At 41.4% G+C, this 11,267-nt stretch carries 11 protein-coding genes; 4 read left to right on the forward strand and 7 right to left on the reverse strand.

Features of this window, described 5'->3' with window-relative positions:
• Nucleotides 1-90 precede the first annotated feature (90 nt).
• Nucleotides 91-1,053, forward strand: a complete 963-nt coding sequence (locus ABRS97_RS15285; protein ID WP_367814912.1) for an acetylxylan esterase — start codon at nt 91-93, stop codon at nt 1,051-1,053.
• Nucleotides 1,054-1,534: 481 nt separating this feature from the next.
• Here ABRS97_RS15285 and ABRS97_RS15290 read toward each other — a convergent pair whose 3' ends face one another.
• The 5 genes from ABRS97_RS15290 to ABRS97_RS15310 all read right to left on the reverse strand — a co-directional run bounded on the left by ABRS97_RS15290 (nt 1,535) and on the right by ABRS97_RS15310 (nt 6,528).
• On the reverse strand, nt 1,535-2,224 hold the full coding sequence (locus ABRS97_RS15290) for a YidC/Oxa1 family membrane protein insertase (RefSeq protein ID WP_367814911.1): 690 nt from the start codon (nt 2,222-2,224) through the stop codon (nt 1,535-1,537).
• A gap of 22 nt (nt 2,225-2,246) precedes the next feature.
• Nucleotides 2,247-2,519, reverse strand: coding sequence for a hypothetical protein (locus ABRS97_RS15295; protein WP_367814910.1), 273 nt, complete (start codon nt 2,517-2,519; stop codon nt 2,247-2,249).
• A gap of 101 nt (nt 2,520-2,620) precedes the next feature.
• Nucleotides 2,621-3,550 (reverse strand): polyprenyl synthetase family protein, encoded by a 930-nt coding sequence (locus ABRS97_RS15300; protein ID WP_367814909.1) that lies wholly within the window; start codon nt 3,548-3,550, stop codon nt 2,621-2,623.
• Between the two features lie 21 nt (nt 3,551-3,571).
• On the reverse strand, nt 3,572-4,204 hold the full coding sequence (locus ABRS97_RS15305) for a response regulator transcription factor (protein WP_367814908.1): 633 nt from the start codon (nt 4,202-4,204) through the stop codon (nt 3,572-3,574).
• A complete protein-coding gene (locus ABRS97_RS15310) occupies nt 4,201-6,528 on the reverse strand; it encodes a sensor histidine kinase (protein WP_367814906.1) in 2,328 nt (775 codons plus the stop codon). Before ABRS97_RS15310 ends, ABRS97_RS15305 begins: the two co-directional genes overlap by 4 nt.
• A 522-nt stretch (nt 6,529-7,050) precedes the next feature.
• Between ABRS97_RS15310 and ABRS97_RS15315 the strand changes: the two genes are divergently transcribed.
• Both ABRS97_RS15315 and sda read left to right on the forward strand, forming a co-directional pair.
• The gene (locus ABRS97_RS15315; protein WP_367814905.1) at nt 7,051-7,488 is read left to right on the forward strand and encodes a hypothetical protein; all 438 of its coding nucleotides are present in this window, start codon (nt 7,051-7,053) and stop codon (nt 7,486-7,488) included.
• A gap of 1 nt (nt 7,489) precedes the next feature.
• A complete protein-coding gene (sda, locus tag ABRS97_RS15320; RefSeq protein ID WP_367814904.1) occupies nt 7,490-7,675 on the forward strand; it encodes a sporulation histidine kinase inhibitor Sda in 186 nt (61 codons plus the stop codon).
• Nucleotides 7,676-8,038: 363 nt separating this feature from the next.
• Here sda and ABRS97_RS15325 read toward each other — a convergent pair whose 3' ends face one another.
• The gene (locus tag ABRS97_RS15325) at nt 8,039-8,281 is read right to left on the reverse strand and encodes a hypothetical protein (protein ID WP_367814903.1); all 243 of its coding nucleotides are present in this window, start codon (nt 8,279-8,281) and stop codon (nt 8,039-8,041) included.
• Nucleotides 8,282-8,967: 686 nt separating this feature from the next.
• Nucleotides 8,968-9,651 carry a hypothetical protein gene (locus ABRS97_RS15330; protein WP_367814901.1) on the reverse strand — a complete coding sequence of 228 codons (684 nt, stop codon included), beginning with the start codon at nt 9,649-9,651 and terminating at the stop codon, nt 8,968-8,970.
• 827 nt (nt 9,652-10,478) lie between these two features.
• Between ABRS97_RS15330 and ABRS97_RS15335 the strand changes: the two genes are divergently transcribed.
• A complete protein-coding gene (locus ABRS97_RS15335) occupies nt 10,479-10,817 on the forward strand; it encodes a hypothetical protein (RefSeq protein ID WP_367814900.1) in 339 nt (112 codons plus the stop codon).
• Nucleotides 10,818-11,267 lie beyond the last annotated feature (450 nt).

An 11,267-nucleotide genomic window follows, 5' to 3' on the forward strand; every position in this document is an offset into this window, starting at 1 on the left:
TATCTCCTCTTACCTCGATAGACGGCTAGGATACGCTTTCAATTCGTGCTAGAATTAGATCGACTATCTAACACTGGAGGTGCTACTTCTATGGGACAGCCTTACGATTTGCCCTTAGATCAGCTATACACATACAAGCCTGACTTAACTTGTCAGCCCGATTTCAATGACTTTTGGGAGAAAACGCTTGCTGAGTTAAAGGAGATCCCTTTGCAATACGAGCTTACCCCTTATGATTACCCGGTTAAAGGTGCTCGCGTCTACCGAATTCAATATGCAGGTTTCGCCGGCGCGCATATCGATGGCTGGCTGGCTCTGCCTGATCGCGAAGGCAAGCATCCTGGAGTCGTCATGTATCACGGTTACAACTGGGCTTTCGAGGGCAACCTGCACGATACCGTGAATATGGCGCTTCATGGGTATGCAACACTGCAGATGTTTGTCCGAGGGCAGCATGGAAACAGTCAAGACAACATCGTGTCCTCCAATGGACATAGCAGCGGTTGGATGACCAAAGGGATTTTAAATCCACAGGAGTACTACTATCGCGCAGTATACATGGATGCGGTTCGAGCCTTAGAAGTATTAGCTTCACTAGAAGCGGTAGATGCCAATCGGATCGGTGTGATAGGCGGTAGCCAAGGAGGAGCCTTAACGCTTGCTGCTGCGGCACTTTCTCCTATTCCCGTCGTCGCTTGTGCCGACTTTCCATTTCTATCCCATTTCGAGCGGGCGATTGACATTACGCCAAATGGACCTTACTACGAGTTAAACGAGTACTTCCGAAGAAATGGTGATCCGGCGATTGAGGTTACGGCCAAACGTACATTAACCTACTTTGACGTCATGAACCTGACTCCGCGCATCACCTGCCATACTTGGGTTTGCATCGGACTGATTGACGATATTACACCGCCTTCCACCGTATTCGCCGCTTACAATCAGTTGACTTGCTCCAAAGACCTTTCCGTTCATCGTTATTTCGGTCACGAAGGTATTCCTGGCGCTGCGGAGAAAAAACTTCGCATCCTGCTTAACCATCTGCAAGCATAATGGGTAGAGAGACCTGATCTGTGGCTAGACTTTGCCAAAAGCTCAGCTTGCTGTGTATGGGATATTCCTCGAGGTGAGGGACTGTGGCAGAGAAAGGCAATAGGACTGGGGCATGACTATGTGAGGGACAGGGACTGGCGATGCCCCGGGGATTGCCTCCCGCTCCTTGAACTGCTAGGTGATTCAAGCAAGATACTCGTGCTCGACTCCTTTCGAGGAACTACGATTCGCTATTCCTGTGAATTATTCCATTTTTAACCTCTTAAAGGAACTAGGGTGCGCTATTCAGTCATTCCTAAGCTTTTCACGCCGTATTTCTTTCGAATAGCGTACTCACGTTCCGCGAATTGTTCATTTACGCCCAAACGGCGGCTCTTAACGCACTCACGTTCCACTCGCCCGTTGCATGATCAGCTCGACGCCCCCAAACATGCGACAAAAAAGCTCACCAATTCACTGAGGATTTGGTGAGCTTCTCTTTTTAAACACCAGCTGCTGCTTGTAATTCGCTTCCGCGTGAAATCCACCTTCTGCCAATCACCGTTCGATAAAAAAGCCGTTCAGCAATGGCGAACAAGGAATTCGTTGTCCAGTAAAGGCCAATTGCCACAGGAGAAGACCACATCACAATAGCCATGATGAGGACCATAATCAGAGGCATAGACAACCGGGTCAGTAAGGAACCGGTTACGGTCATTTCATTCGTCAGTGGAACTATCATGCTGATGAAAGTGATGCCTGCGTAAATAAGCGGCACCAGATGAAAGGGATCACTTTGTCCCAGGGTAGAAATCCAAGGTACAATGTGGGAGCTCATCGTCGCGCCATGCGTTGAGAAAACGCGGTACAGACTTAGAAAAAGCGGTGCTTGAATGAGTGAAACTATGAACAACGACAGCGGTTTTACGCCATATTGTTGGTACGCTTTACCCGTTTCCTGCAAAAGTTTCGCCTGATCTTTGGCGTACTTATCCCGTAATGCTGACAGTACTGGCTGCATCTTCACTTGCCTATACTGTTGCCTGGCCGTCCGCAGATTTAGGGGGAACAACAGCATTCTGACAATTACTGTCAAAGCAATAATCGCAAAGCCCCAATCCAATGTGTATTGATGCAACCACGATAAGCTAGTAAATAATAATATGATGATCGGATGTAAAAAAGTATCCATGTTTCATTTCCTCCTCGTAGATTCATGAGTAACGTAGGTTCATGAATGAGGAGGAGGGCGCCTCTTCGCCGAGCAGTCCTTGTCCCCTGGCTTTGAGGCCAGGGATCTTCCTTCGGACCCGAAGAAGCCGGAACGAGGCTGGTGCTTGCGTTTGGTTCACAACCAACTGTGCAACCCGATCAAATGTATTCACATGCTGGAGCGGAGCCAACTGAGTATGGCAATAATAACCGACAAGCAGACCGCTTAAACCAAGCAGTAAAAAAAGCATCGACATATCGAAAGACAACTCCATCTGACTCCACCCCCCGTAAGAAAACTACTACACCTTTGTACGTAGAAATCCGGCTATCGTTTCAAACATTTTGCTGCTATTCAGGCCAAATAGACCGTTTTTCAGCTTAATCTTGCATCCAGGAACGAAGCAAACGTGATTTCCTTGAACTTTTCTTTCCATGGGGAAATGACTTTCAAGTTCGTATAAATTTCTTCCGCTTTCTGAAGGCATAACGTCTGAACAACATGAGAATATTCCAGGCATCCGGAATCTTGAATCATTTGCAGAATTTTCTCTTTTTCATCTAACAGGAAATCTTCGGTCATATGACCATCATAATACGCTTTCAATGCGCTAAAAGCTTCATCTTCGATTAACAGCAAATACAGCACAGGCAGCGTTCGTTTCTTGCGAAGCAAATCGCTTTTCTCGTCCATTCGAACAATATCTCTCATATCATTTTGAATTTGATGAATAAGACCTAGACAGTCAGCCAATTCGTGAAGCTGTTCAATCGTCGCATCCGGACAATCCACAAAAGAATACCCCATGAAACATGCAAGCCTGAAAACAGAACCTGACTTCTCTTGCGTCATATTCAAATAGTCGTCTTCCGTAAGCGCTGCATTCGTCACATCTTTGTGCTGCCCGTTCAGAGATCTCGAAATAATTTTGCTGATCTCAACAAGTGCCCTCTCACTGACTTGCAGCTTCCCCAACTCACCAACAACCCCAGTAAATAACGCAAAGACGGCATTCAACGCTACTGCTTGCGGACATTGCATCCATGCCTTGTCCCATTGATCCTGATCCTGTAGATCATCAATAATATCCGAACAAAGAATCATAAGTTCCGTCACCGCAGCAATGCGATGAATATGAGGCGAGGTGCCTCCTAGCATGTAGTGCGTGTAAAGAGTGATTTGCGACCATGAACTTCGCTCTTGTTCTTTATCCGTTATAAAAGCTTTAAGCAGTAGATTTAAATCTTCCGTAAACATGCAATCATCAACAATTCGCTCCATATGATGCTTAGTGTCCTGATTCAAGCCCTCCGCCCCCCTGGGCACTTATGTATAATATTTACTCTTAATATATTTCTCTAGCGCTTCTGTTTTTGATTTGGCTCCCATTTTCTCATAAATTTTGCGCAAATAATTATCAACCGTTCGTTTGCTCATGTGTATGTGATCGGCAATTTGTTCATGTGTGGCTCCTTTGACAATCATGTTCATGATGAGAATCTCTTCCTCCCCCAGAACATAGTCGTCATGATCATGTACGTAACTCAACTGCATCTGTCGATAGAGTGAAAGGGGCAGCATCGTATGGTTATCGAGAATGCAATTGACCATATTGCGAATCGTTCGCTCGCTCGACTCTTTCGAAAGAACACCGCTTACTTGGATTTCAATCAGTTTATTGAATATGCTCTCCAAGTCGATTCCAGTAAAGATCACAATATGAGTACCGGGATAGCTGCGCTTAATCTCCGCGGCAATATCCGTGCCGCATTGATCGGGAAGATGATAATCGAGAAATATAAGCCCCGGCTGGTGCAGCGATACTTGCTCCATGCACTCTTTTCCATTACTGACAACGCCAATAACCTCAATACAGTCCATTCCTTCCAACAATGCTTTGGTCGCATTGGCAACTAAAGGATGATCGTCAACAACAAGCGTTTTAACTACTTTATTCAAGCAGATTTCCCCCTCTCAGTCGGTATCTGAATAACGAATTTCGTCCCATTCCCTTTTTGCGTGATGGTCTCCATCTGTCCACCCACATGCAGGATGCGGTTACGTATCTGCTCAATCCCCGTCCCCGATGAGCCAATCTCCTTCTGACGCTTCTCCTTGTCATCGAAACCCAACCCGTTGTCCTCATAAATCAAAGAGAAAATCGTGTGCTCCTCTGTAATCCGAAAAATAACTTTCGAAGCTTGCGAATGCTTCTTCGCATTGTTAAGCAGCTCTTGAACGATGCGGAAAATATGCCGTTTGGTCAACAAATCCTTCCCTTCGATAATAGAGGATGAGGGAGCGCTAAAAACAAGCTCGAACGAAGTTGAATACGCCTCCTTCTCCAGGTACATTTGCAGCGTTTGGATCAGGCCAACCTCCTTCAGCAGATGAGGATTGAGCTCAAAACAGCTTTGCCGCAGGCTTGCATTGATCATTTCCACAAAGTTGATCGTATTTTTCAGCTGCTCATGATCACATTTGTCCATAACAACTTTTTCTACAAGATCGACTAACCTTCGTTTGAGGAAGAACAGATCCTGCATCGTCGTATCATGAAGATCGGAGGCGATACGAATCCGTTCCTCCTCCTGTAATTCAAACATCACCTTGCGAAACCATTGAATATCCTGCGCTACGCTCTCTTGAGGAAGCTGGGAGGCGAAATGCGACAACCCTGCCGTCAGCTTGCGGATCAAATGAACATTCTCCAAGCTCACTTCCAAATAGGAGGTGATTAAGCGCAGCCATTGCGTTTCTTCTGCGCTAAGCAGTGTGTTTGCTTTTTTTCGGGTGATAATAAGGTAGCTCGTATATTCTTCATGGCTGTTCATCTCAATACATGTGTAAAACGAATGATTGCGTAAGGATGCTGTCTCGATAATCTGGCGAATTTCTTTCGTGTCAATTTCCCCCTCATAAATAATTTCAATTTCGTCTTCATAGTGAAATACGATCGCACCGCCAATAACTTGAAGTGTGTTGACAATATCGACGAGTATAGTCTCTTTCAACTCGCGGAAGCTGGAAATTGAACCCAGGTTCTTGGAAATCTTTTTCAGCGCTGTTTGCAGAATATGTTTTCTAGGAAACAAAAACGGTTCAAGCCGCGTTGTCATGTATTCGGTTGTGTAGAGTACTGTTGTTACAAGGATCATCCCACCGAAAAGAATAAACAGAATTTGCTTTTCATCCACTTCATCCTGAAACAAGAAAACATACGTTCCAGTAAACAAACTAACTGGGATACTAGCAATTAAACCAGAAAATAAAAAGCGACGTACAATTAGCCCTATATCATACAACTGATCGGAAGCGATTAAATAAGCAAATGAGATAGGAAACAGCAGTAGAATCCCGCTTGTGTACACAGCGTCAACGATCCAGTGTCCAACAATTAATTCAGGGAGAAAGGAAAGACAAATGATTGGTAAAAAAGAGAGAATCAACGACAACCACACGCTTTTGACAATGCTAGAGACATATGATTGTTGTTTGCGTATTTTAACGTATAAGATCGTTAAAACTAGCATATTGAGTAAAAAACCGACTACGAAAAATCCTAAAGTAGTTGAAGCACTATATTTATAAACTGGATAAGCCGTAGGCGGGTAAAAGTACAGGCATCTTATTAAAAAACCGACAAGTTCCAATGAGTACCAATACTTCAAAGTACTTGATGGTAATTCCAAATTGCTTTTTTCCTTGAAAAAGACCACAAGAAAGTGAAAAAAGACAATCGGCAAAAGCGTCATAAAGCTTGTGATCAGAAGCTTGCCGACAGCCTCTCCTCTGATTGAGACACCCTCACTCATAAAGATTATGGCACCGGTCAGAAATACAGTCGCCAGTAGCATAGCTGACGGAGAATAGCGCAATTTTGTAAATATCAACACGGCCATGAACAAACATACGAACTCTTCAATTAATGTAATCATATCGAATAAGGTTGTTTTTCTCGTATTAATCTCGACTTTATGATCGTGCCCGTTTCTTGATATCAGCAAGGTATGCGCTTGTTCAATCGTTCGCCATTTTAGAATATGTAGGAAATTACCAGGAAGCTGTCCGTCTACTTGCTGGATGACATCTCCAATCTGGAGATCAAGACTGGCGCCGGCGCCTTTTTTATCCATTGCATCGATCACCCACTGCTGCTGTTGATCCAATTTTAGGAATATTCCAATATAAGGGTGATTGAAGATAATAAATGCACACCAAATCTGTAGTACAACAAAAATTGACACACACAATCCGACAACATATTTTTTGCTAATCTTCATCGCAAGCCTCCAATATATTTGTTATACTAATATAGCAGTCCAAATTGCCCGTTTTGGGAAGGGAGTTGCTTATATGCCTGTTATCCAGATACCCAAGCAATTGAAGCATTCCGTTCACCTGTTGAAAGGTGTCGAATTACGCAATGACGAAACCCCTTTCTTCAATTCGGAGACGTTAATCGAAGTAGAATTATCCTCTATGCGATGGACCTTTCTCTCCCCTGTACATACCAGGAAAAAGGAACTATTGGAACCGCAATGTTCCTGGGGGTAGTTCCCTAGTATTATTTTACCAAATTTAAAAAAGAATTGTAGATCTAGCCCCCAAGCTAATCATACAATTCTTTTTTTCATTTTCATACATCTTTCCTTACAAAATTTACATAAAAATGAAATAACATTTGCAAACTGACGCAATCAAATATGCGGTGACCTTGATCCGACTAAACATTATGATAATACATATAGAATATGGAAAAAATATGCAGCATTATTATCGTAACCTTAAGGGGGTTGAGAGAGATGAGAGATAAAATCATGAGCCGATGGAGTACCTATGCCCCATTTTATGTCGAACTCACTGATAAAAAAATTGTCGACATCGTCATTACCCATCATGCACATAGCCGATGGAGCAGTCGGGTAACAAGCAACAAAACGGAAATTGAGGATATATGCCTATTTTTATGGGATAAACTTAAGAGGGGGAAGATCGCGTCTTATTATCGCAAAGAGGAGGAAGTTTTTGTCGTAGATGATGATCTGCTAATGGTTGTGCAGTTTGCTCAAGATGAGAGAATAACGGATATCGCAGGCAACCCTTTACATAAAATGATTGTCATTACTTTCCTTGGCTGCATGTCAGAAACTATGGAATTACGAGACTTAAAAAGATATTATTCGTGGCTCCGTCACTCCAGAAGAATGACGTTAATTAAAAATAGCAGAAAGAAAAGATAGGATGATTGAGAAGAAGCGGTGGGAATCACTTAGCGATAAAATGCTATTAGTAGCTTATTGGGAATCGGTAAATCTTCTGCTTGATCAAGAATTTATAGAAATGCTTTTTCAGGAGATCCTGAAACGGAAACTGAATATCGATGATGGAAGACATTCAAAAAAACAAACCCCTCAGAATTTTTTCTGAAGGGTTTGTCCATAGATTGCGGTCAAGAGGACTCGAACCTTCACGGGGGGTTCGCCCACACGGATGCTTTATTTATTACGATTGAAAATACGCCGATCCAGCCTCGCTCTGAACAGGAGCTTATTCGCGATTACAGTGAATAACATCAGAAATACAACCCTGTCGAGCATGTGTTGCCCGCGGAAATGACAATTTAAAAATGGGCTGCTGCTAAGAAGAGTTTCTACTTAGAGGCAGCCCTTTCGACTAAATAGGTCTCGATGGTTTCCACCAAATGCTCTGTGATTTCTGACCAACCATTTTCTTCCCGCCACAGATCCAACTTGACTAGAGAATGTATGGCGCTCTGTTTCCAAGTAATCCTCATTGCCGATTGCGCCGCGCTAACTGTTCCAGCACTTCTTCTTTAGAAAAAGACGGATTATCAGCATTCATTGCATCAAGCAATAACATTTCTTCTTCTGGATCATTGACTTCGTAATTCCCTGACTGGCTAACCTCATCAACTTCAAAAAGCATATATTTCCTGCTTCCAATCTGGATATAGGTCTCGCCGCTTATAATGGCATCTGAAAGTTCTTCATTGTTTAGTTTGAGAAGTTTCATTCGTGTTTCCTCCTCATCTCGGATACGGCATATCACATTACCAATCGTCAATTCGGATTGTTTCACCATCGACTCCTGTCGCTGGAACTCCAGAAGTTTTGTGTCAGGAACTGGATGGCCCAAAAGCGTTGAATACTTATAAACGAAAGCAACTGATATTGGTCAAAGCCCCGCAACTCCTTGAAATACCGATATCCAGTCTCAAAATGAAGAACTCAATAAGAAAAAAGAAGGATCCACTCAGTAGGCTAAGTGGACCTTTTCCCTTCTAATACCTCGACAACGCGTCTGCTTCTGATCTTTACGTTTGACTTTATTTAGAGTAAATGAATATTGTTCGTAACAAATATAAAATGCTAATTAACATAAATAAGAAACATACTATTGCGTTACGTTTATTACTTTTCATTTCCAAAAATCCATAAGAGCCAAGGAGTATAGAGTATCCCAAAGTTGTTAATATTATTGTGATAGGCGTATTATTGTACAGACTAACTATGGAAATGCATAGAACAAAAACAATGACAATGTAAAACCAAAGAGGTTTTTTCAATTTTTCCCTCCTTTATCCAAAGTAAAAATCACTCCGTTAGATTCTATACCTTTCTATTACATAATTCAATTACTTTTAAGTTAAGAATCAAAGGGACATTGGAATATACACCCAATGCCCCAATCTTGAGAAATTACTGAACTGTTACACTGTAAATTTGTGCCCAACTTGGAGCACCTAATGCAGAAATGATATTCCCTCTTCCGTTTGCATTTCCTAACCAACAAGCTGCCGACCACACCCCAACGACAGATCCAGTAAGCCCTCCCACAGGAAGAGTTATAATATCAATAACTGGTACTGCGGCAGATATTGCTGTCCCAGCAAGAATTTTAGCTGCTAGATAACCAAATTCTGCTGCGGCAATGCCTGATTCACTAGCATTAATGTATTTTTCAAACCCGTACCAATGCCAAACGTACTTACTCTCATTTCCTACATTAGCCGAGAGCGAGAAAACTTTAGAACCAGAGGCACTTTCGCTTGTACTGATCTGAGTTGAAGCAAGTTCTTTATTCCTAATTTTTCCATTAACTTGCTCCATACCATTTTTGATCTGTTGTAAAACATTTTTATCAATTGATCTGTCAGAATTAACATCGGATTTAATAGAAAAAGTCCCGTCATTGTTTCTTACTAAATACTTGCTTTCAATTAATTTAATTTGATCAGATACAGCATTAGCAGCCGTAGTTACTTTTGAGGCAGTTGCAACCTGAGTCGGGCTTTTAGTCTCTGAGCTTGCAAAAGCACTAATTGGTGCTAAAGCTGATACAAATGTACATGCAATTGTTAATACAGTTAAAATTTTTTTCATCTGATTGTTCTCCTTTTTAGGAAATAGTAAAATTTCCTTTATTTATAATATTTAATATATTATGATATAAAAATATCAATAATTAACATTTTTATCAAATATATAAAAATTGTTTTATATTGTAAATAATTCTTGATAAATTACTTGAGTATTGCGATTTCCAACATACATCCGGAAAAAGGTCAGACTTGTAGTAGGAATTGGGATTCTGTTTTTAGGCAGGTAGCTTGAGATGTTTGAGAACGTCGAATAACTGCTTCTTCTCTAAGGCTTGCTGATATACGTAGAGGGCGATGACATGGAACCCCTTGCGGTTGTGACCTTCTTGCTAGTGTACCAACTATCTATCAGAACGTAGACCTGTTCGTCTTGCGAAGTCGGGAATGCTTCAATCATCAAAAGTTGGTGACATTGCTAAGGTGGCGATCTCCTCGGGCAGCTTATTGAATTTATATTATATTTTTACGTCCAGCGCAAAGAATGATGCCGTGAAGAGGGTAAACGGATGACCAAGTTGCGGTTTAGAAAATTCGAGTTTCAAAGCTAAAATGAACTTGAAGATTGGCATGTAGAGGGATACCATAAGAGCGTGAAATATCCTTTATATGGAAATTATATTGTCGTAACTGTCAATTTCTACACAAAGGTTCGATGTCCTTCTTATTTGTAAATCCACGACAAAGGTTCTAACAATATTACTTTAACTCAGTCAATTCGACAGCGTAATTTTTGCAATACTCAAGTAAAGGAAATAAATGTGAGATGTAGAACATACACAACAGAAAAGTTTTGTTTTGGTTATCTTTGAGGGGGAACATTATCCTGTCATGACTATTAATAAGAAAAGTTCAAGATCGATACTAATTGATAATGAATCGTACAGCTGGACGATTTCTCCAGATAGTGGTTATATTGTTTTTGTTGCTGAACATGCACAAATAAAAGGAAGTAGAATAGAAGTTTATATTACATCTGATCTGAATTCATATTGGACTAACTTTCCGAACGTAAATGAAATGAATATAAAAATTATTAAACCACATGATGCTAAAAAAATTATTAATCAGGCATTAATTAAAGGATGGGATCCAAAGGCAAAAGGCAAACCTATGGTATTTGATTTGGAGGGTGAAGTTATTATTAAAAGATCTGCATCTGTATTATAGATGTCACACTAAAACTTATTTTACCAAGACTGTTATGCATACGACTAATACAGTGTTGAAACAAAAAAATTGGGGACGAAATTCTTCAAACCGTCCCCAACTTCATCAAATTTATTACTACTGAAAAGTCGAAAACCCTTATAAATCAAGGCTTTTCCGGACTATAACAGGCCCCTTCAAAAGCACTTTCTCTCTTCTTGAGGGGTGGCGCAGGCATGAGGGTTCAAATCCCTCAGACCGCATCCCAAGAATGAGGCTACCCTCAAAGCCAACTTATGATTTTTTATGCCCCACCTAGAGTTGAATTTTGCTTTTAAAAAAGAACCTCATCCCACCTAGCAGTGGATTTCGAGGTTCTTCGCTTAATATTTCAGTCGTTCCCATTTCATACGAACACTTTTGGGACAGCCCCTATCCGTGGATGCGGTCAAAAAGACTCGAACCTCCACG

This window comes from Paenibacillus tabacirhizosphaerae (genome assembly GCF_040812395.1).
Lineage (GTDB): Bacteria > Bacillota > Bacilli > Paenibacillales > NBRC-103111 > Paenibacillus_E.

Coding starts and splice junctions, on each gene's coding strand:
- ABRS97_RS15285 (WP_367814912.1), top strand. CDS start 91: ATGGGACAGCCTTACGATTTGCCCTTAGATCAGCTATACACATACAAG.
- ABRS97_RS15290 (WP_367814911.1), bottom strand. CDS start 2,224: ATGGATACTTTTTTACATCCGATCATCATATTATTATTTACTAGCTTA.
- ABRS97_RS15295 (WP_367814910.1), bottom strand. CDS start 2,519: ATGGAGTTGTCTTTCGATATGTCGATGCTTTTTTTACTGCTTGGTTTA.
- ABRS97_RS15310 (WP_367814906.1), bottom strand. CDS start 6,528: ATGAAGATTAGCAAAAAATATGTTGTCGGATTGTGTGTGTCAATTTTT.
- ABRS97_RS15315 (WP_367814905.1), top strand. CDS start 7,051: ATGAGAGATAAAATCATGAGCCGATGGAGTACCTATGCCCCATTTTAT.
- sda (WP_367814904.1), top strand. CDS start 7,490: ATGATTGAGAAGAAGCGGTGGGAATCACTTAGCGATAAAATGCTATTA.
- ABRS97_RS15325 (WP_367814903.1), bottom strand. CDS start 8,281: ATGAAACTTCTCAAACTAAACAATGAAGAACTTTCAGATGCCATTATA.
- ABRS97_RS15330 (WP_367814901.1), bottom strand. CDS start 9,651: ATGAAAAAAATTTTAACTGTATTAACAATTGCATGTACATTTGTATCA.
- ABRS97_RS15335 (WP_367814900.1), top strand. CDS start 10,479: ATGACTATTAATAAGAAAAGTTCAAGATCGATACTAATTGATAATGAA.